Here is a 20,315-nt window from a genome sequence, read left to right on the forward strand (position 1 = left end):
AACATATCTGCACATTCAATGCGCAGCTTTGTCAGTGCTCGAAGCAAACGCCTCTTGGTAGCTTAAAAGGCATCGGCGCGAACCGCCGGTGCAAACCAAGGCCATTCTTCGATGAAGTTCGACATGCATCCGACCGTAGCGGGCTTCAGCCAGCAGCTGATGGCGGTAAACGGCATCAGGATCCATGCCGTTACCGGCGGCAAAGGTCCGCCCGTCCTTCTCCTGCACGGCTGGCCTGAAACCTGGTGGGAGTGGCATCACGTGATGCCGTTACTCGCCGGGCATCTCAGCGTCGTCGCTATCGATTTGCGCGGCGCGGGCTTTTCCGATTGCCCGCTCGATGGCTACGACAAGGCGACGATGGCACGCGACGCACACGAGGTCATGCGTTCCCTCGGCCATGAGCGCTACGCGGTATGCGGGCACGATATAGGCGGCATGGTCGCGCTGGCGCAAGCGGCGTTGTTCCGGGATGCGGTCAGTCATCTCGCGGTGCTCGACGTTCCCCTCCCGGGTTGGAGTGAGTGGGAGGAGACCATCGCAAGGCTCTGGCACTTCTCGTTCCATATGAATCGCGATCTGCCGGAACGGATGATCCATGGCCGGGAATACGATTACGTCGCGGCCTTCATGGCGGAGCGTTTTTACGACCACAGCAGCTTCAATCCGGTCGATATCGATATCTTCGCGAAAGCCATGGCGCTTCCCGGGCGCACACGCGGCGGTATGGAGTGGTACCGAACGCTCGCTAGCGATCACGCCGCTGCGCTGGAGTACAAGACGCAACCGCTCGACATGCCGGTTCTTGCCCTGGGCGGCGACAGGCGGTTCGGCCCGCGCATGGTGTCGATGCTGAGAGAGTTCGCAACGAACGTAACGGGCGGCTCGATCGAGAGGTGTGGTCACTATGTCGCCGATGAGCAGCCCAGGCAGGTTGCCGCGGCGCTGCTCGGTTTTCTCGAAGCCACGTGATCCCTGGAAAGTGCGCCAGCGAGTCCTTTCCTCACTATTCCAACTCTGATCTCAAACGGAAACCATCATGTCCGCTCCTGAAATTCGCGGCGTCAACCACGTCGGTATCACCGTCCCGGACATCGAGGCAGCGAAAGCCTTCCTCATGGCGGCCTTCGGCGCCGAGCTTCTGTATCAGTCCTTCGGTCCGCAGGATCCGCCGCGACAAGGCCCCGAGTTCGAGCGGGCAGTGGGCGCCTATCCCGGCACCGTCGTCCGGGCTCAGGCGATGATGAAGATCGGGACCGGCCCCGATATCGAACTGTTCGAGATGCATGGACCGGAGCAGGCACAGCCCATCCGCGCGAGCGACTTCGGTATCACGCATTTCGCGCTGTACACCGACGATATCGACGCCTCCGTGGCGCGCTTCGAGAACGCGGGGGGCAAGCCGCTTACCGCACCGCGCCCCATTCCCTATGCGACCGAGAAAGGCCCCGGTAACAAGGTCTGCTATTGCCAGATGCCCTGGGGTACGACGATGGAATTCATCACCACACCGGACCGCATGCCCTACCACGATCAGACCGATCTTCGCCGGTGGCAGGACGAGGGTTGAGCGATGCGAGAAGGTTGGAGAGACATGATCTTCCCGCGACAAAGCGATTGCCCACAGGAGACCTTGCCATGAACGACTCATCCCTTCCGCTGGCCGGTAAACGTGCCCTCGTTACCGGTGCTGCACGCGGCATCGGCGCGGCTATCGCGAAGAAACTGGCCGCCGACGGCGCAGACGTCGCGATCACCTACGAGAAGTCGATGGAGAAGGCCGAGGCCATCGTCGCCGACATGCGCGCCCTGGGCCGCCGTGCCCTCGCCATCCAGGCCGACGCGGCAAATCCGGAAGCCTCGATCGCGGCGGTCGAACGCACCGTGGCCGATCTGGGCGGTATCGATATCCTCGTCAATAACGCTGGCGTCCTCGTCGCGGGCCCTTTTACTGACCAGTCCCTCGAGGACATGGACCTGCTGCTCAACGTCAATGTGCGCGGCGTTTTCGTAACCACCCAGGCGGCGCTAAAACACATCCCGGACGGCGGGCGTATCATCACGATCGGAAGCAACGCGGGCTTGACCGTCCCGTTCGCGGGCATCGCGGTCTACGCGGCAACCAAGTCCGCGATGGAAAGCTTTACCCGCGGTCTCGCCCGCGAGTTCGGCTCTCGTGCCATCACCGTCAATCTGGTTCGTCCGGGTCCCATCGACACCGATATGAACCCTGCCGATGGCTCTCTGGCCGCGTCCATTCTCCCGAGCCTTTCCATTCCCCGTTACGGGAAGACCCAGGAGGTCGCCGAAGCCGTTGCCTTCCTCGCGGGTCCTGGGGCTGCCTACGTCACAGGCTCGGGCATTCTCGTCGACGGCGGCATCGCCGCATGAGCTCTCGCCCCTTTTCGAGGGCGACAAAAACACAGGTGAAAGACGATGACGAAGATGATGGTGATCTGCACGGGTGATGCCGGGACGCGCTTCGACCGGGACTACTACGCCAACGAGCACCTCCCGTTGGCCAGGGCGTGCTGGGGTGAGCATGGACTTGAATCGGCGGAAGCATTTTTCCCGTACGCCGAGGGCGGAAACTGGATCTCGATCGGCGTCTACACCTTTTCGTCGGAGCAGGGTGTACACGACGCCCTGGCAAGCCCGAAAACCCGGCAAGTGATGGAGGACGTGAAGAACTTCACCGATTCGACCGTGGTGCTCCGTAGTCTCTTCAGGGAGTTCTGAACGCGAAGCGTAAGACAGGTCAACCGGGGTGCGTCATGAGGCCTGATCGGGGGTCGAGAGCATGGCGTCCGCGATCTCGATCAACGCGCGAAGCCTGTCCATCCGCTTGAGATCCTGGTGGTATCCCACCCACACGTCCCGGCTGGGCGGCGCCTCACCGGCATCGACGCGCAGCAAACCCGCCGTCGCGTCGCCCAGCGGGCGTGGGAGGACCGCCAGACCCGCGCCCCGGAGGCACATCTGCGCCTGCACCGACCGACTGGTGCTGCCGAATGCGAGGCGAGCGCCGGGAAATCGGTCGCGCATCCATGCAACATCAGGAAAGTGCGACTGTGCTTCATTCATGACGATCAGGCCGACGGATGCAGGATCGTCGGCCATTTGCTTCAACGTCGCGGGCGATCCGTAAAGTCCGTAGGGCATGCTCATCAGGCGACGCTGAACCACGTCCGGTTCGGTAAACGGCACGATGCGAAAAGCGATGTCCACATCGCGACGAGCGAGATCCGACAAACGGTATCCCGCGATGACCTCCGGAACCACGGCGGGATGCTGGCCGATCAGTGCCATGAACACCGGCGCGAGCACGTGAGCCGCGAACCAGTCGGCACATCCAATGCGCAGAATGCCCTCCAATCGTTCGTGGTTTCCCAGGAGACGGCGCTCCATGGACAGCGCGGACTGCTCCATCGCCTCGGCGGCACTTACGATGCCATCGCCGGCATCGGTCAGGACAAGTCCGTCGGAGGTCCGCCGGAACAAGGCTTGCCCCGCCTCGTCTTCAAGCACCTTGATCCGCCGCCCGATCGTAGGGTGACTTACCCCGAGACGACGTGCCGCCTCACCGTAGGAGCCGCTTCTGAGCACGGCGAGGAATATGCGGACGTCGCTCCATTCCATGCGCGTGCCTCGGTCGGGAAGAGGGCGAAATATGCAGCAGGCCGGGGCTGTCGGCAAGCGGGGCATGTCTGGGATGCTTACTTAACGTGGCACGCCCTCGATGGAGGCATTCTGGGCTGCCGATGTACAAACCGGAGATGGGACTCGAACGTGCCTATGCCAGCTGGCGCTCAGAGCCGATGGCAGGTGAGATTGCGGAAGCGTACGTTAAACGCTCCCTGCAAGGAGCTTGCGGCGATATTCAGAGTTACATCAAGTGCTATCGCCCTTGTCGAGGCGTTTCGATTGCCTTCTGCGACCAGCAAAACTTGAACGCGGTGAATAGACCGACGCTTTCAGGACGAACCAGGCGAGCTTTTGGTTCCTTTAAAAGCTGCGGTGCTCTGTCAGGGTGGCTCAGGCAAGTATTGACGCGTTGAACCGGTTGCGCTGTGATCTTAATTGCATCCCGAGGCGACCAGATCGCAGCGCGCTGGTCGCCGCGTTTGCGACTGACGATCTACAAGCAACCCTTTCGTTCGCATTCCCGCCTGCCCCCGGTGCCGTACTCAGCAGAAGAGTCGCGACTTGTAGGTGCTCTCCACCACGTTGTGTAGGCGAAACCCTACAGCCACTAGGAAAGTACGAAGCAGCCCACTGTAGTGCAAACGCTTTGCACCGACGCTGATGGCTTTCACTCGCTCTTGACATAGACGAACACGCTTGTACTCGTCCCGAATTGATTTCTACAGTCGGACGCTCGATAGGGGGCCACTGGCTGGGGAAAGCGATGCAAGGGACGAATCAGGGGTGGACGCGCCATGCGCGTCCGATGATGCGCGGGCTGTGGTTAGTCATGCTGTTGTGCGTGGCGGGCGTGCCCGCCGTTGCGCTCGGCCAGACCACCGCCAAGCCTGAGGATGAGTACAAAAAGCTCATCAAGGTCAACGAAGACATCCAGCCGCTGGGTGACACGCCGTTCGGCGAACGCATCGGGTTGCAAGATGGCTCGCTGAGCTTCAGCCAGACCGACGTCTCCCTGTCAGGCACCGGACCTGCCTTGACCATCGGTCGCACGTTCGCGCTTCACGGCGTGGAAGATCGCCCCGATCTCCAGGCGCGCGCTTTCGGCGACTGGGATATCGAACTACCCCAGATCTTCACGGTCACGGCGGACCAGAACAACGTCACCGGATGGCAGGTCGCGGCGAGCAATCCCAACGCGATCTGCTCGAGCTTCGGGCCACCGCCCAGCGTTGCCGCCCCCACGGGCGATTCGGAGCGTGCCGACTGGGAGCCCAAGACCTGGTGGCAGGGCTACCAACTGCGCATCCCGGGTCAGGGCAACCAGGATCTGCTGACGCGGTCTGCGGCGAACACGGCCACGCCTGGCGTGGCGGGGCTCGCTTACCCCATCGTGACGCGCGCCAACTGGGCGGTGGGCTGTTTGCCGCAGGCGGCTAACGATGCGTCCATCGAAGGCTTCCTGGCCGTGTCACCGGATGGCACCAAGTATTGGCTGGACCACATCGCCTATCGATACATGCCGTCGTTGACGCGTCCGCTCGGTTCCGGCCCGGAGACGTTTGCCGGGATCCACATCTTCGCGTCCGCCGAGGACTTTATCACCCGCCGCGAAGGCCGGATGCTTGTGACCCGCATCGAAGACCGCTTCGGTAATTCGGTTTCTTACACCTACAGCGGGGATGATGTCACCGACATCGCCGCGTCGGACGGTCGCCATGTCACCCTCACGTACGAGACCGATCCGGACACCGGGGCCAGCAGCCATCGTGTCAGCACGATCACCGTTCAGGGCGGCGATGCGGGCACGCGGACGTGGACCTACAGTTATGTGAAGTCGACCGCGAATCTGGTCTACACGCTGACCTCGGTGCAGCAACCGGACGGGAGTAGCTGGGGGTATAACCTCGACCCGCTCAATGGCGCATGGATCGATTCTCGTACGTCCGGAGGTACCTGCGGCGCGATTGGCGTGCCGGGCAACATGGACAGCCCGCCGATCACCGCCACGGTGACGCACCCCTCGGGCCTGGCAGCGAGCTACACCGTCGCGCCGCTCAAACGAGGGCGCTCGTATGTGCCGCAAGAGTGCATGTCCGGGCCCAACGTGCCTGCCACGCCCAATTATCCGGGCACCTGGGCCGCCATCCCCAACGCGTCCTACAGCATGGCCATCACGCAGCGGGTGCTGACCGGCACGGGCCTGCCGCCGAATGGGTTGGGGTGGAGCTACAGCTACTCGGCGGCCAACGAGAGTTGGGCACAAGACTGCACGACGGTGGCCTGCGCCACGACCGTGTCTACCGATGTGGCGTATCCCGATGGTCATGTGGAGCGCAGCACCTTCTCCAACCGGTACGACTGGACGGAGAGCCAGCTGCGCAAGGAAGAGGTCTTCGACGGCGACACGACCACCGCTTTGCGTCGCACGACCGCGTACAGCTATGTGAACCCCGATGCGACACAGGACGCGCGGGCAGCCGCCTACGTTCACCCCTGGGGTTATGCGCCCCAGCAGCGCATCAACACGGCTCAGTTGCAAGAGCAACTGCCGATGACGACGCGACAGACCACGGTCGACCCCGCAGCCAACGCGACGCCCGACATTTACCTCTGGAATGTCACCGCTTTTGATGCCTTTGCGCGACCGCAGGATGTGACCCGATCCAACAACTTCGGCTACAGCGTCAGTGAGCGGTCGACCGCCACGGATAACACCGCCTTGTGGGTGCTCGGGCTTCCCTCGCAGACAGACAACCTGACGAGCGGCGAGACAGTCAGCAAGATTGTCTATGACCCAGGCACCGCGACACCGGTCGAACGCGACAGCTTTGGCGTGAAGGTCATGGACTACACGTTCGACGCGCAAGGCCAGCTCGCCAGCTTCACCGATGGCAATGGAAAGACCACCACGTTGGGCGGCTACGTCCGCGGCATTCCCACCACCATTGGCTACCCCGACAGCACCAGCCAGACGGTGGCCGTCGATGGATTGGGGCAGATCGCCGCAATCACCGATCAGGCCGGTTCCACGACAAGTTATGGCTACGACGCCATCGGGCGCATTGCACGTGTGGATTACCCGGCGGGCGACAGCACCGCATGGGCGCCTAAGACCTACGCGTATGTGTTTTCCGCCGATGCGCGCGGGCTGGGCGGCAGCCATTGGGTTCGCACGATTACGCAGGGTAGCCTGAGTCAGCGGACCGACTTCGACGTTCTCCTGCGTCCCGTCCTGGCGACAAGGTCCGATGCCACCACCGGTGCCCTGGCGGTCTCGTCGAGCACCGAATACGACTGGGCTGGACGCAAGACGTTCGAGTCATATCCCCAGTCGGGCACGCTCGACCTTGGTGCGCTGGTACAGGGCACCCGAACCGCCTACGACGTGTTGGGGCGTCCGGTGACCACCACTCAGTTTTCCGAACTGAACAATCTGGTGTCTACGACGGCCTACCCGGCCGGTGGGGCGCGCACCGTAACCGACCCGAAGGGCAATGTGACGACCAGTCACTTCCAGGTGTTTGACCAACCGGGCTTCGACAACGTGGTGAAGGTGGAAGCGCCGGAAAGCGTCACCCAAACGATCACTCGCGATATCTACGGCAACGTGCTGGCAGTCGTGCAAGGCGATCTCACCCGGACCATGGCCTACGACGGACAGCATCGGGTGTGCCGCTCTTGGGAGCCGGAGACCGGGAGCACGATGACCGCCTACGATGCGGCGGATAACGTGGTGTGGACCGCGGCGGGTCAGCCCTTCAACGGGGACGGTTGTGGCTACGATCAGGTCGCGGACTCGGCAAAGACGGTCAGTGCCTACGACGCGATGAATCGCGTCACCTCGGTCACCTATCCGAATGGCGCGCTGGCGACCACCTTCACCTACGACGCGCTCGGTAAGCTTGCATCGGCGGTCTCGGCCAGCGCCGGAAGCAACGCCAATGCCACCGGTTCGGCATCGTGGGCATACGGTCGCAACAAGCTTGGGCTACTGACAGCCGAGGTGCTCTCGGTGGACGGTTGGTCGTGGACCCTGGGCTATGGCTACGACGGCAACGGAAGCCTGGCGAGCACGCAATATCCCGATGGCACCACCGTTGCGGCCACGCCGAACGCACTGGGTCAGCCGACGACGGCAGGTGCGTATGCGACGGGCGCGACCTATTTTGCCAACGGAGAGCTGCAAGCGGCGACGCTGGGCAACGGCGCGGTCTATTCCGCCGAACAAAACGATCGCAAGCTCCTGCTGAATTTCAGTTTTGGCTCTGCCGCTCAGCCGGCGGTGAGCGAAGACATGACGTACGACGCCGTGGGGAACATCGTCGGCATCACCGACCAGTCGGGGTCGGATCAACGCACGCGCACCATGACCTACGATGGTCTGAGTCGCTTGATGTCGGTCACCGCCCACAATCTTTGGGGTACGGAAAGCTACACCTACGATACCCTCAACAACATCCGCAGCCTGACCGACAGCAACGGGACGAACACCTACACCTACGACGCGAACAATCGCCTGGCCTCGATCAGCAACAATGGGGCGACGGTGCACAGTTTCACCTACGACGCCCAGGGCAATACGACCAAGAAAGACACGCAGGCGATGACCTTCGACCTGGCCAATCGACTGCTGTCCGTCGACGGAAAGGGCGACTATCTCTACGACGCGTCGGGCCACCGGGTGAAGGCGGTAACGCCTCAAGGCACGACCTACTACGCCTACAACAGCGCAGGGCAGCTGATGTGGCAATACGACAACGCGACCACGGCGGGCACCAGTTTTGTCTATCTGGGCAAGAAGCTGGTGGCCAGCCGCAAAGCTGCCACCTCGGTCATCCTCGGGACCATCGAAGGCGTAAGCACCGGCACCGACGCAGTCATCACGGGATGGGCATGCGCCAGCGGACTGGCCGCGTCGGTGGATGTGCACCTTTACGTCGGCGGTCCGGCCGGTTCCGGCACGGGTATCGGTGCGTTCACCGCCAACCTGGATAGTGAGGAGACGATCCAGGCCGATTGCCACTCGACCGGCACCAAGCATCGCTTCAGCATCCCGCTCACAGAAGAGCAGCGCGGCGAGTACGCGGGCGAGGCCATCTACGTCCACGGCATCTCGCCCGTCGGCGGTGAGAACACGCTGCTCTCAGGGTCGGGTTCCTTCGTGGTGCCGCCGTCGACGCTGGCCCCCGGCGCGCCCGCTACCGTCACGGCGGCCGCGGCTCAGGACCTGTCGAGTATCGCCGTGAGCTGGTCGGCCGCGAGCCATGCGACCAGCTACACGGTCGAGCAGTCGGTCAACGGTGGCGCCTGGGCCACGCTTTACACCGGCGCGTCCACCAGCACGACCGTCAGCGGCCCGGCGGACGGCAGTTATCAATTCCGTGTGGCAGCGTGTAATGCGAACGGTTGCAGCACGCCCACCGTTTCCTCGACGGCGACGGTCGCGCATGTGCCGCCAACGCCAGCGAGCATCACGGCACCGGGCAGTTCGACAGGCGCCGTGGCGCTGAGCTGGGCCGCCTCCAGCTATGCCACCTCGTATCAGCTCTACCATACTCAAGACGGTAATCTGGTGTTGGCTTACGAAGGACCTGCCACGTCAGCGACGATCACGGAGGGGGCGTCGGGTAACTGGTATTACCGGGTCCGCGCATGCAACGGTAACGGATGCAGCGGTTATGCCGAGAGCGGCGTGGTTGTCGTGACCGTACCACCCTCATCGGCCCCTTCGATCGCGGGCGGTGGTACCACCAATAGCGGTGCCTACACCATCTCGTGGACTGGCGTGGGTGGAGCGACGTCCTACAACCTGATCGAGTCCGTGAACGGAGGCGGCTGGACCGGCGTGCAGAACAATGGCGCCACCAGCTGGTCCACCAGCGGCCGGGGGGATGGCACCTATGTCTACCAGGTGCAGGCGTGCAACGGCGGCGGATGCGGCCCCTATAGCGGGCAGGCCGTCGTCACCGTCTCCAATATCCCGCCGGCTCCTCCCGGGCCCACGTTCACGAACACCTACCATGGCACCAAGGTGACGGTGCTGGTCAAGTGGGTCGCCCAACCCTATGCCACACGCTACGAGCTGCTCGAGAACAATCAACTGGTCTACAACGGACCCGACCTGTCGTTCAGCTCGCTGCACGACAAGACCGTCAGCATCACCTACATGGTCCGGGCCTGCAACGCCGTGGGCTGCTCGGCTTACAGCCCCGCGCGGAGTGTGACGCCATGACGATCAGGAGTGCCTCCATGGAAACCGTCTCTCTGACCACTGTCCGTTCATCACGCCGGCGAGGTCCGAACTGGATCACAGCGGCGATGCTGCTCCTGGCACTTCTGTTCGCCGCCTCGGGATCGGCGCGCGCTGCCGAGACCGTGACCTACTACTACACCAGCCCGCAGGGCACGGTGCTGGCCACGGCCGACAGTGCGGGAAATGTTCTCAGCACCGCGGACTATCGGCCTTACGGCACGCAAGCATTAGGCACACCCGAGAAGGGGCCTGGCTACAGCGGCCACGTGAACGATGTCGATACTGGCTTGGTGTATATGCAGGCCCGATACTACGATCCGGAAACCGGGCGATTTCTATCTGTAGATCCCAAAGACATCGAAGCTGGGGATATCGTCTCGTTTGCTCGGTTTAGCTATGGCGGACTAAATCCGGCTACCAACATCGATCCAGACGGACGACAGACCTTGCCCGCTTCCGTCTATCAGGTTGACTGGCAGAACCCACAGACGCGCGAAGCAGCGGCGCAATATGCTCTCAACATGGTACCCGGCTACGGGCTTTACTCATGCATATCGTCAGGATGCTCCAGCGGTGGCTGGATCGTAGCAGTGGCTTCGACTGGGGTCTCCGCAGTTGGCGCTGTGGGAAAGATCGGATCGATGGCGCGGGTCGCACAGGCCGCATCACAGGTTCAGCGTCTCCAGGCTGCAGTTAAGGAGGTGCACGGCGCCTTGGACCCGGTCGCACAGACACGTCGAGCAACGGCAGGTGCGCTCCTGAGTGACGGGCGCATGGTTTTTGCGGGAGGTACTCGTGATTTGGGACCAGCCCAGCGAAGTGTGGTAGAGAGCCTTGGGGGTGATATTGCTCAAAGTTCAGGAGGTCTGCATGCTGAACAGAAAATATTGCAATATGCTGAGGCTGCGGGCGTTGACGTAAGATCTATTTCGACAGAAGGTAATCGAGCCATTTGTTCGATGTGCCAGAGTGAAATCACGCAACGGTCAGGCACCCTCGTCGACAGCCACAATGCTTCATGGTGATCCCTTATGCCTAATCGCTTTGACAAGCTGAACGATCTGCGCTTGCTTGAGGACCTTCCTCTCTGCAGTCGGGTTGCGGTGGCTGCGGCAGCGCTAGAGCGAATGAGTACGGGCTACGCCATTTGGTCACCCGAGGTGGAGCATACGCCCGTTGGGCGGATCCTGGACGATGTTTGGGCCTACGTGGCAGCGGGAAAAGATCTTCCCGATGCAGCCACAATGGAAGGCTTTTATCCCTCCCAGGAAGCGGCTGTGACATTGGAATCGCCTTATGCAGAATCCTTCATAGAAGCGCTTCAGCTTTTGGCGCTCTTCGCGTCCACCCAAGATGTCATGCGGCTGGTTGAGGTTCGTCAGGCAGCATACAACATGGCGGACAATGCCGCCGGCGATGTGCTTGTGCGGTACAACGATCCGCAGTTCAACTACCGGCTCACGTCAGAGACCGAACAATTGATGTCTAATCATCCTTGGGTGGACCGTGAGTTGGAGGCGCAGGACGCGGATGTACTCGCGGCAAAGCGGACGCCCGATTTTGATCGATTGGTAGATCAGCTCCGTGCGCGAGCCCGGGCTCATCCCGTGGTCTCCATGAGCGACTTTGACAAGATACGGGCGTTTCAAGCTGGATAGGCCCTACGGATTTGCGTCCTCCAGTGTGCCGCGAGCATCAACACCGCGAGTGGCGTAAGCGAAGCGGCATGCGACAGCCTCGCGATAAAAACTGGTGCTCTCCAGTGCGCATAGGGCTTCTAGGGTGGGAGGAGGAGGCCCCACGAGAATCCACGGGCGAATTCAGATGACCACTGAGTCTCTCAAGGTTTCGGATACTAAAGAACTGATCGCGCTCCAACGAGCACTGTTGGAGGCGCGATACGGCGAGACTCCCAACGATCCCACGGTCTCAGCGAGCAAAAGTGCACCGATATCACCCTTTGGAGCACTTAAATGAATGCTTCTAACGCACAGGTCTGGTCTCCAGAACACAGTCCGTGGGTAAGGCGATGAGCAAGCAGCCGTCGTTGACGTCGAAGGCATGCGCGAGTTGTACGATAGCGTCGGATTATCTTCGCGTAGTGACAGGGTCACCTTGAGACTGTGATGAGCATCATTCCTGACGAAAGCGTGGCGTCAATCGTGCGGTGGGCCGAGAGCAGACCGTGTGGTGTTGAATCGCCAACCGATATGCGTTCGCTTCCGTTGATCGCTTGCCATCTATGTCGCACGATCAACGATTTCCTGACCGACGATCAGCGACTTGCACTGACAGCCGCACTTCAATATCTAAGTGTGGGCGAGACGGTAGAGGCAGACCGTTGGATTAGTTGCCTTGCTCAGCGTGTGGGGCGGCCGTATCCGCCGCACGTGATCCAGAAAGAGGTCGCGATCGAGCGGCTATTATGGATCGCGCTAAATCGGGCGACAAATCTGTCTGGCTATGCGTTGGACTTTACGCTTGGCGTGGCCGAGCAGGCGGGCGTATCTCTAGGGGACATGTCGAATGCAGTGCAGAGGATGGTTTACCAACGAGACGATTCTGCGCGTTAGTTGAGGCTCATCGATCGCTGGTGGCCGGCGGCTTAGACCGGTGCCCAATGAATGCGATAGCGATCGGTAAGCGCATGGTCTCTCTCTGACGGTCGAGCTTGCTCCATAAGTTTACTGCCTGTGCAATCTGCTGATGCACAGCCGCCCGCTTGCCTTTGACGCGCGCGGAGTCTGGAGCGGGAGAGTATCCAAAGAACCCGCCCCCTGGATATGAGGGCGATTGGCCCGTCCGCATTGGACAGAGTGAATTCATGAAATACCGAGACGGTGACTATGTTGCGATCCACGCTGATCCCATCTGGCGCGATCAATCCAACTTCGTATTTCGCGTACCTCTGGAAAGCCAAGATGGGCGGCAGCGTTGGGAGCAGCTCTGGGGGAAGAAAATCACGGAGACCCGATTCTCCCTGTGCTGCATCCCGTTCTTCGTTTATGACCTCGCGCTGGGAGACGAGGTAGAGGTGGACGGCCAACGCAAAATCTTGAAAGTCCACCCCTCGGGTCACCTGACTTTCCGTCTTTGGTTCGGCGATCGATCCATAGGCAGTCAGGATAAGGCACTTCACGCGATCGCCGAGTCCAACGTGCTGATGGAACGGTCGTCGGAGCATCTTCTCGCCATCAGCGTCAGGGCAGATGAAGCACAATCCGTGGCGAATGCGCTACAGCAGCTGGAGGATGAAGGCATGCTGAGCTACGAAACCGGGCAGACCTAGGCGTGATGCTGCGATGAATGAAGTCGGGGCGTTTCTAACGCTCGTGGGCGGGATTGTGGGATCGTTTATTGCAACCGGATCCTGGCCCACCCACTGAAGTAGGTGGGTCGACGCCCCCCCCGGCTTCAGTAGCGGTCCGATCTTGAGTCCAGAATTACTGTAACTGTTTTGCATAGGCGGCGGGCGTCAGGCCGCCAAGATTGTCATGCGGTATCTCGCGGTTGTAGTCGGCCAGCCAAAGCTCCGCTTGCTCGCGCACTTCGGTCAGGTTCCGGAAGACATGAATGTCGAGAACACCACGCCGAAAGCTTCCGTTGAAGCGCTCGATGAAGCCGTTCTGCATGGGCCTTCCGGGCTCGATGAAGTCGAGCTTGATGCCTTTGCGTTCCGCCCACTCTGCGAGCGCCAGGGCGACGAATTCCGGGCCATTGTCCAGACGAAGCTTTGATGGGCAGCCGCGCCATGCAGCCACGCGCTCGAGCGTGCTAACGACGCGCGATGCAGGCAAATTGAGATCGATTTCCACGGCGAGTGCTTCGCGGTTGAAGTCATCAATGACGTTGAAGGTGCGGAACCGGCGACCGTCCCAGAGCGCGTCAGACATGAAGTCGACCGACCAGCTGCCATTGATCGCTTCGCCAGCGACCAACGGTAGCGGGTGGCGCGTCGGAACACGCCTCTTGCCGCGTCGGCGGCGATTCAACTGCATCTGGCAATACACGCGCCAAACCCTCTTGTGGTTCCACGGCAGGCCACGGCGACGGATGATCTGGAAAGGTGTGTCGAAGCCGCGCTCGGGGAATCGCTCAGTCAGCTCAGCCAAGAGAGCGATGACGGGCTCATACCGATCAGGGCGAGCCTTGTAGCGCAGCGTGGGTCGCGAGAAGCCCAGTGCCTCACATGCCCGGCGCTCGCTCCATCCATGGTGTTCGACAGACCAGGAGATGAGCGGGCGCTTATGCGCCGGGTCTACAGCTTTTTTGCAATGAGATCCTTAAGCCCGTGGTTCTCTATCGCCAAATCTGCGTACATGCGTTTGAGCTTGTTATGCTCTGCTTCCAAGTCGCGCAGGCGATGAACGTCCGACGCTTCCATGCCGCCGTACTTCGATTTCCAGGTCTAATAGGTCGCCTCGGAAATGCCCAGCTCCCGGCAGGTGTCCTTGACCTGCCCGCCGCCTTCGACCTGCTTCAGCGCTGCAACGATCTGGCTCTCGCTGAATTTGCTCTTGCGCATCGTAGGTCTCCTTGGGGATATTTCGCCCGGAGACCTCGGTTTATGTCTGGCGTAAGTTTACGGTGGGTCGACAGGGGCAGGTTTACGGAAAAAGCGTTCCGAGGATGCATGCTGAAGTCAATGGCATGAACGCGGCGAGGGAGATGGGACTGACTCCAACGGGTACCGCTGCCAGCCGCCCTATTTGCCCATCATGCGTGCAAACTCTAGATCGTGAGGGAATCGATACGCTGTCACCCCTTAAATAACGAAACCCGCCTTGGAAGTCTGATGGACTACGATATTGCGCAGTTTGAAGAGAAATTGATCGAGCTTAGCGATCTGGAGCGACTTGGCTTCGGGATCTGTTTGCTGGAGCGCGCGTTACCCATGTTCTACGCGTTCCAGGCGGAGACGAATCATGCTGGCATGGGCGAAGTGATGGCTTCATTGGCGGCATGCTGGAAGACCATGGAGGAGGGCCGGTGGGGTGAGCCGGCCTTCCTGACCAGTAATGAGTGTGAGAAGGTCATGCCGGATTCGGAGGATTATGATTCGTTCTATACCTCGGCGGCACTTGATGCTGTGGACATTTGCTGTAGCTTGCTCGACTTCATTCACGCGAAAGACATTACGTCGATCGTAGCGGCGACGCAGGTCCAGCTTGATACAATCAACTTGGCAACCCAGAGGTTGTTGGATGAGGATGGCGTGGGTGAAGATCATCGTTTAATTCAGGGGACCACCTCGCTGCTATCGCTCGAGTTGAATCGCATGCAAGACGATCTTTTCTTCCTTGCAGCGTCGAGCGCGCAGTCGGAGCCTCTTGCCTCTCAGCTTCGGCGGCGCGTCCTTGAGCTGAATTACCGGCAGATTGAGTTGATCCGCCGAGCTGAGTGAAATGCCACTTGGTGAAAACTCATGAGCATGCGATACGACAAAGAACACGACAGCACGACCCTTGCGCGACTTGCACGGAAAAAGCGCATTGCTGTCGCAGCGGCCGCTTTAGATCGGATGCGTGTCGGCTATTCCATTTGGGCACCTCAGGCGGGCGGCCGCCCGCCCATCGAAGACGTTCTGTCTGGCGTGTGGAAATTCGTCCTCGATGCTCATCCACTTCCGCCCATGGACGTGACAGAGCGGCTATACCCCTCGCCGATTGACGCTGTGACTTTGGAGTCCCCCTACGCCGAATCGTTCATAGAAGCACTGCAGTTGTTCACAGACTTCGCGAGCAGCGATGATGATAAACGCCTCGTTGAGATCCGACAGGCTGCCTATAACATGGCGTTCGACGCCGCAGGCGATGCAACCCTTCATTACAACGCGCCTGATTATGACGGCCGCATGACTCTAGAGCGGGAGCAACGCGTCATGTTCCACGCTTGGGTGTCACGCGAATTGGAAAGTCAATCGCTCGATGTTCAGGACGCAGTCGCCATCAGTCCGATAACCGACTTGGTTAACCGCCTGCGCAAGCGTGCTGTAGCGACGCCCGTAATCTCTTCCGACGACTTCGAAGCGATACGCGTTTTTCAAGCAGTGTAGGGTGGCGATAGCGGGCGGCGGCTGAACATCTGTCGTGCAGGCGACGTCCCAGGCCCGGCTGTAGGTTGAACGACGGCCACATGTGGCGGGTAGACAGCGCTCGGTGCTGCATGGACGATGATGGGACCAGAGTCGCTCAGCCAGGTCTGCGACAAAGGATGGTCCAACGTCAGTATTTGCGACAAGGTTGGCGCTGTAGCGTCGCTAGCGGCGGTTCTACGCACAGATCGCCGCGAAAGGACGGCGAGGTGAGGAAGCGGTGCGAAAGGTCGCGAACATCGGAGACAAGGTTGCGGTACAGATGGGAAGCGGGAAAACGCGATTCCCAGACGGGATCATCGAAAGCATCTCCCTCAGTGAGGTCAAGAATGTATCCCGGCAGGGCCTTACCTCTCAGATCCGTGACTATTTGCAGTTCTCCCGCGACAATAACCTTCGATTTGACTTATACACAAATGACGACACAAAAATTTCGGGGCCCTTGCAAGCGATTATTGACGCAGGCGACATCAACCATGTCCGTTTACCCATGAATTGAATTTGTAAGCATGCTCACAGAAGACGGTCGAAAAAAAAGAGCCAAGCAAGATGCCGAGATAGAAGCTCGCATTGCGGCTTTCAAAGTCGAGCAGGCTGCCCTTCTTCGCGAATTAGCGAACGTTGGCGTGCATGTCGATATCGTGAATCAACTACCTAACATGTCGACGGAGCAGTACGAACAAGCTCTCCCAATCCTCTTCGAGCATCTCCATCTACCCTATTCGGACGGAACCCTGGCCTCTCTCGCCCGCTCTCTGGCTACTAAGGAGGCGCGAAAATATTGGGACGAACTGGTCTTGTTATACCGGCGAGCGGCTCACCCTCAGTCGAAACAGGGGGCAAGTGTGTCGATGGCGCTAGCCGCCGCTGTGGCGGGAAGCTGGCCGCCCAACCGGCTGTCGGACTTGATCACGTTGTTGCGCGATGAACAACTACCCTACCGCGCATTGTTGCTGGGTCCAATACGCCGAAAAAGAGGCAAGAGTGCTGAGATCGCCCTCCTTGTTGAAGAGCTGCGACATGACCCGGCGCTTGCTACCGAGATCAATTCATGGAAAACGCTGCCCACACAAGTAAAGCCGCAATCGCATTGACTCACCATGGCCCGTATCCGGGCAGGTAACCGACGATCCGCCTCCGATAGAGGTCGGGCGCGTCTGGATAGTTAAAAACGGCTAAGTATTGTCTTGGAGCCAGGCGTTTACTATCGAGGCCGCTTCAAGAGGTGATTGATGCTGGCGATATCAATCACGTTCGGCTACCGATGAGCTAAGGTGAAAAGATGTTGACCGAGGAAGGAAAAAGGAAGCGGGAAGCGCAGGAGGCAGAACTCAAAGAACGGGTGATCGCGTTTAAGGCTGAACAGCGCGAAAATGCTGCAAGAGTTGGAAAACGTAGGAGTGGTCGTGGACATGGTGAACAGGCTTCCGATGATGTCCACGGAGAGCTATGTTCAGGCACTTCCCATTCTCGCTCGGCATCTTCATCGCGCCTACTCCGGAGGAACGCTTGAGTCGTTAGCCAGATCACTCGCCACCCCAGCGGCCGCGCAATACTGGGATGACTTGGTGAGCCTATACCGTGATCAGCGGAATCGGGTGAGGACAGGTCCGGGAAATTTCGTCATGGGCCTCGCAGCGGCAGTCGCGGCAAGCTGTCCATCCGCCCGCATTCCTGAACTCATCGATCTGATACGCGACCGTAGCCTACCGTTCAGAGCGATGCTCCTCAAACCTCTCCGTAGGAGGCGAGGAAAGAGCAAAGAGATCGCATGGGTTGTCGAGGAATTGAGGCACGATCCCGACTTGGCTACCGAAATTAACTCTTGGAAAATTCTTCCGCTGCAGGGGGCGACAGGCATCCCATTAAATTTTTGCTGTCGAAACACTGACCAAGCGTTCACCTAGGGAAGATAGTCATTTCAACTCGACCTTGGGATCGTACTTTGGATCACCTACAAGGCAGCATCGGTTGATTCACTGCGCGAGCGCTTCACCACTCCCGTTGACCACCAAGGATTTAAGCCCGTTAGGCCTGCAATGGAAAAGTCGCTTACGTTTCTAGTCACGGTTGTCAGACCGTAAATCAGTCCTGTCGCTGCGATAGCCGCGCCATGCCGTTGCCACCGAATCCCCGGCCGAATGATCCCAGGCCCAACCAACCGGAATCCTCATGGTGAGTGCCAGCGAAGTGGGTTTTTTCTTGGGCATCGCGCCTGGCGTGGGCTATGCGCTGTGGAGCCATGCGCGAGCGCAGCAAGCTTTTCAAGCGGCGCAACGCACCGCCCAGGCGCACGGCGAGTGGCTGGACTTGGCCGCCACGCCCACGCTGCGATTTCATTTCGTGTTCCGACCCCAGCGCTTTATCCGCCCTAACGATGGCGAGGGCGTTCGGCAGGCCAAGGCGCAACTCTTGGCGATGCGCAAGCCTTTCCTCCGCCGCCATGCGCTCGGCGCGCTGTTAGCCGCTGTGGGAGCCTTTGTGGGCATGGCCCTTGCGCTCGGGCTGGCACCCGGGGCCTGAGCCTGGATCGGACGCGCCTGATGCGGCAGCAATCTGACACGAATGCCTGACGCCAGAAAGTCCCGAAGGTCAGGGCATCGAGTTCGGCTGCTTCGCCAACGACTACAATCGGTCTCGCCCCTGACTCGCTTGACCCTGCGACCGCCCGAGGGCATCGGCCAGGTTTTCTTGTTGCCGCCAGGGTGCGGAAGCTAGACAGCCGAAATTGAGGGATCAGGAATGAAGAGCGTTGTGATCAGTGCGGAACATGGCATCATTTTCATCGTCGACCCAAGGAACAAAGGTGCGATCGTTCCAAAAATATGAAGACGACGAAATAATCTCGGCAACAGAATCATGCATTTCGGTTGCGGTAAGGCCTTACATGGATGGTGATGTTGAAGTGTCTTTGTCAGAGGTGAAGGCAGCCAAAGGTCTCCAATTGGTAGCCAGTCACTCGTTGCTTGTGCCCAATGGCATCGTCGCGATAGCTACTGCCGAAATCGATCGAGTGCTTGATCAGGAAGTATCACCTGGAAGCGTTATGGTATCGGTCTGGATGGACTCCACAAGTAGTGTCACCAGGGTTTCCGTTGTTGTGGAGTCATCGTCAGTTGCTTCTCGACTGGTGAACTGAACATTGTGCGGGGGGAAGTGATCTCAAAACATCGCCACCTCCCAACACGAGTGAGCGGCAATAGCGAACGTGCATGGGCAAGTCTTCCAATGCGTCAGCACGCGCACGAGCCGCGATACCTCGGGGGGATCCGCTTGGCTGAGCTGCAAGTGTCAATTCCATGGCATAGGGTTTTCCGCGCGCTTCGCAGGTAGTGGCGCGGCCCTCCCGAGACGTCCTTTCAGTCGACACACAGCCCGGCTATGGAAACACCGATGTTCTGGGTCACAGGCAAACCGAGCGTTTCTCAATCGACCTGGATGACGGAAGTTGGTCAGATGCCTCCGGCAAGTCCGTAAAGCAAGACCGGCGCGATCGCCTGACGCCTGCATCAGCGATAACATCCCATTCTGTGCGCCAAGCCGGCCTCGGCGATACCGTTCGTGCACCTTTTCAAGATGGCGTTCGATGATTCGACCGGGTGCTTGTGGAGTCGGCTAACTCTTTATTTCGCGTGTTTTGCTTCGATGAGAGCACGGTGGATGCAATTGCCGAGGCACTCCGGGCCCTGGGCTGTGTGACGGAATACTTCAAGGCCCGCAATATGCTGGCAGCGAGTGTGCGTGACGGCGATGCGCTGCCGGCGGCAGATGCATATCTCAACCGGCATGGGGGCGCGGGAGGGCTCAACGTTAAGGGTGCGATTTATTGCCATGAACACCTCCGTGGAGTGCAAGGGGTGGCCGTCAGCGCGATGAGGCTGCCGGCGACGACAATTCGGTGGCGTTGGGCCAGTTCGGGCAAGGCGGTCGGTTCGCCACGTCTTGTGACGACGCGGCGCAGCCGACGTCCCCCCAGATTTGAGTAGCGGCCCGGTTTCGAGTCCAATCCCCCGACGTCCCCCCAGATTTGAGTAGCGGCCCGGTTTCGAGTCCAATCCCCCACGAGAAGGAGATTGGATGTGAAGAAACGCTTTTCCGAAGAACAGATCATCGGCTTCCTACGCGAGGTCGAGGCCGGCATGGCGGTCAAAGACCTGTGTCGCAAGCACGGCTTCAGTGAAGCCTCCTACTACCTGTGGCGAAGCAAGTTCGGCGGTATGAGCGTGCCGGAGGCCAAGCGACTGAAGGACCTGGAGACTGAGAACGGCCGGCTGAAGAAGCTGCTGGCCGAGCAGCTTCTGGAAAATGAGGTCATCAAGGATG

16 protein-coding genes and 1 pseudogene are annotated in these 20,315 nt (G+C 60.0%); 15 read left to right on the forward strand and 2 right to left on the reverse strand.

The window, feature by feature from the left end:
* The first annotated feature begins 123 nt into the window (after positions 1-123).
* From B5X73_RS08340 to B5X73_RS08355, 4 genes are all read left to right on the forward strand, one after another.
* Positions 124-972, forward strand: coding sequence for an alpha/beta fold hydrolase (locus B5X73_RS08340; protein ID WP_079521331.1), 849 nt, complete (start codon positions 124-126; stop codon positions 970-972).
* Between the two features lie 67 nt (positions 973-1,039).
* Positions 1,040-1,570, forward strand: a complete 531-nt coding sequence (locus B5X73_RS08345; protein ID WP_079521299.1) for a VOC family protein — start codon at positions 1,040-1,042, stop codon at positions 1,568-1,570.
* 68 nt (positions 1,571-1,638) lie between these two features.
* Positions 1,639-2,391 carry an SDR family oxidoreductase gene (locus B5X73_RS08350; RefSeq protein WP_079521300.1) on the forward strand — a complete coding sequence of 251 codons (753 nt, stop codon included), beginning with the start codon at positions 1,639-1,641 and terminating at the stop codon, positions 2,389-2,391.
* A 45-nt stretch (positions 2,392-2,436) separates the two neighbouring features.
* Positions 2,437-2,739 carry an EthD family reductase gene (locus tag B5X73_RS08355; protein ID WP_079521301.1) on the forward strand — a complete coding sequence of 101 codons (303 nt, stop codon included), beginning with the start codon at positions 2,437-2,439 and terminating at the stop codon, positions 2,737-2,739.
* Between the two features lie 33 nt (positions 2,740-2,772).
* On the opposite strand, the gene B5X73_RS08360 is transcribed toward B5X73_RS08355, so the two are convergent.
* Entirely contained in the window at positions 2,773-3,639 is an 867-nt protein-coding gene (locus B5X73_RS08360) for a LysR family transcriptional regulator (protein WP_079521302.1), read from the reverse strand.
* Between the two features lie 835 nt (positions 3,640-4,474).
* Here B5X73_RS08360 and B5X73_RS08365 point away from each other — a divergent pair.
* From B5X73_RS08365 to B5X73_RS08385, 5 genes are all read left to right on the forward strand, one after another.
* The gene (locus B5X73_RS08365; RefSeq protein WP_176167783.1) at positions 4,475-9,877 is read left to right on the forward strand and encodes a hypothetical protein; all 5,403 of its coding nucleotides are present in this window, start codon (positions 4,475-4,477) and stop codon (positions 9,875-9,877) included.
* Between the two features lie 17 nt (positions 9,878-9,894).
* Positions 9,895-10,923 carry an RHS repeat-associated core domain-containing protein gene (locus B5X73_RS08370; RefSeq protein ID WP_176167784.1) on the forward strand — a complete coding sequence of 343 codons (1,029 nt, stop codon included), beginning with the start codon at positions 9,895-9,897 and terminating at the stop codon, positions 10,921-10,923.
* 6 nt (positions 10,924-10,929) lie between these two features.
* The gene (locus B5X73_RS08375; RefSeq protein WP_079521305.1) at positions 10,930-11,556 is read left to right on the forward strand and encodes a DUF416 family protein; all 627 of its coding nucleotides are present in this window, start codon (positions 10,930-10,932) and stop codon (positions 11,554-11,556) included.
* A 468-nt stretch (positions 11,557-12,024) separates the two neighbouring features.
* Positions 12,025-12,471, forward strand: a complete 447-nt coding sequence (locus B5X73_RS08380; protein WP_079521306.1) for a hypothetical protein — start codon at positions 12,025-12,027, stop codon at positions 12,469-12,471.
* A 251-nt stretch (positions 12,472-12,722) separates the two neighbouring features.
* Positions 12,723-13,187 carry a DUF4265 domain-containing protein gene (locus B5X73_RS08385; RefSeq protein WP_079521307.1) on the forward strand — a complete coding sequence of 155 codons (465 nt, stop codon included), beginning with the start codon at positions 12,723-12,725 and terminating at the stop codon, positions 13,185-13,187.
* A 154-nt stretch (positions 13,188-13,341) separates the two neighbouring features.
* On the opposite strand, the pseudogene B5X73_RS20605 reads toward B5X73_RS08385, so the two are convergent.
* A pseudogene (locus B5X73_RS20605) lies at positions 13,342-14,423 on the reverse strand (IS3 family transposase).
* Between the two features lie 270 nt (positions 14,424-14,693).
* On the opposite strand from B5X73_RS20605, the gene B5X73_RS08405 reads away from it, so the two are divergent.
* From B5X73_RS08405 to B5X73_RS08435, 6 genes are all read left to right on the forward strand, one after another.
* Positions 14,694-15,302 (forward strand): DUF416 family protein, encoded by a 609-nt coding sequence (locus B5X73_RS08405; RefSeq protein ID WP_079521311.1) that lies wholly within the window; start codon positions 14,694-14,696, stop codon positions 15,300-15,302.
* 21 nt (positions 15,303-15,323) lie between these two features.
* Positions 15,324-15,953, forward strand: a complete 630-nt coding sequence (locus B5X73_RS08410; protein WP_079521312.1) for a hypothetical protein — start codon at positions 15,324-15,326, stop codon at positions 15,951-15,953.
* Between the two features lie 548 nt (positions 15,954-16,501).
* On the forward strand, positions 16,502-17,086 hold the full coding sequence (locus tag B5X73_RS08420) for a hypothetical protein (protein WP_079521314.1): 585 nt from the start codon (positions 16,502-16,504) through the stop codon (positions 17,084-17,086).
* A gap of 1,078 nt (positions 17,087-18,164) precedes the next feature.
* Positions 18,165-18,515, forward strand: a complete 351-nt coding sequence (locus B5X73_RS08425) for a hypothetical protein (RefSeq protein ID WP_079521315.1) — start codon at positions 18,165-18,167, stop codon at positions 18,513-18,515.
* 283 nt (positions 18,516-18,798) lie between these two features.
* The gene (locus B5X73_RS20995; protein WP_176167786.1) at positions 18,799-19,131 is read left to right on the forward strand and encodes a hypothetical protein; all 333 of its coding nucleotides are present in this window, start codon (positions 18,799-18,801) and stop codon (positions 19,129-19,131) included.
* A gap of 1,000 nt (positions 19,132-20,131) precedes the next feature.
* Positions 20,132-20,315: transposase (locus tag B5X73_RS08435; protein WP_254857259.1), on the forward strand; the 184-nt coding region annotated here is incomplete at its 3' end.

The sequence above is a fragment of the Luteibacter sp. 22Crub2.1 genome (assembly GCF_900167995.1).
GTDB lineage: Bacteria > Pseudomonadota > Gammaproteobacteria > Xanthomonadales > Rhodanobacteraceae > Luteibacter > Luteibacter mycovicinus.

What these genes read in the sequence shown, in the direction of transcription:
- B5X73_RS08340 (WP_079521331.1), top strand. Translation starts at nt 124, where the DNA reads ATGCATCCGACCGTAGCGGGCTTCAGCCAGCAGCTGATGGCGGTAAAC.
- B5X73_RS08345 (WP_079521299.1), top strand. Translation starts at nt 1,040, where the DNA reads ATGTCCGCTCCTGAAATTCGCGGCGTCAACCACGTCGGTATCACCGTC.
- B5X73_RS08350 (WP_079521300.1), top strand. Translation starts at nt 1,639, where the DNA reads ATGAACGACTCATCCCTTCCGCTGGCCGGTAAACGTGCCCTCGTTACC.
- B5X73_RS08355 (WP_079521301.1), top strand. Translation starts at nt 2,437, where the DNA reads ATGACGAAGATGATGGTGATCTGCACGGGTGATGCCGGGACGCGCTTC.
- B5X73_RS08360 (WP_079521302.1), bottom strand. Translation starts at nt 3,639, where the DNA reads ATGGAATGGAGCGACGTCCGCATATTCCTCGCCGTGCTCAGAAGCGGC.
- B5X73_RS08365 (WP_176167783.1), top strand. Translation starts at nt 4,475, where the DNA reads ATGCTGTTGTGCGTGGCGGGCGTGCCCGCCGTTGCGCTCGGCCAGACC.
- B5X73_RS08370 (WP_176167784.1), top strand. Translation starts at nt 9,895, where the DNA reads ATGGAAACCGTCTCTCTGACCACTGTCCGTTCATCACGCCGGCGAGGT.
- B5X73_RS08375 (WP_079521305.1), top strand. Translation starts at nt 10,930, where the DNA reads ATGCCTAATCGCTTTGACAAGCTGAACGATCTGCGCTTGCTTGAGGAC.
- B5X73_RS08380 (WP_079521306.1), top strand. Translation starts at nt 12,025, where the DNA reads ATGAGCATCATTCCTGACGAAAGCGTGGCGTCAATCGTGCGGTGGGCC.
- B5X73_RS08385 (WP_079521307.1), top strand. Translation starts at nt 12,723, where the DNA reads ATGAAATACCGAGACGGTGACTATGTTGCGATCCACGCTGATCCCATC.
- B5X73_RS08405 (WP_079521311.1), top strand. Translation starts at nt 14,694, where the DNA reads ATGGACTACGATATTGCGCAGTTTGAAGAGAAATTGATCGAGCTTAGC.
- B5X73_RS08410 (WP_079521312.1), top strand. Translation starts at nt 15,324, where the DNA reads ATGAGCATGCGATACGACAAAGAACACGACAGCACGACCCTTGCGCGA.
- B5X73_RS08420 (WP_079521314.1), top strand. Translation starts at nt 16,502, where the DNA reads ATGCTCACAGAAGACGGTCGAAAAAAAAGAGCCAAGCAAGATGCCGAG.
- B5X73_RS08425 (WP_079521315.1), top strand. Translation starts at nt 18,165, where the DNA reads ATGGTGAGTGCCAGCGAAGTGGGTTTTTTCTTGGGCATCGCGCCTGGC.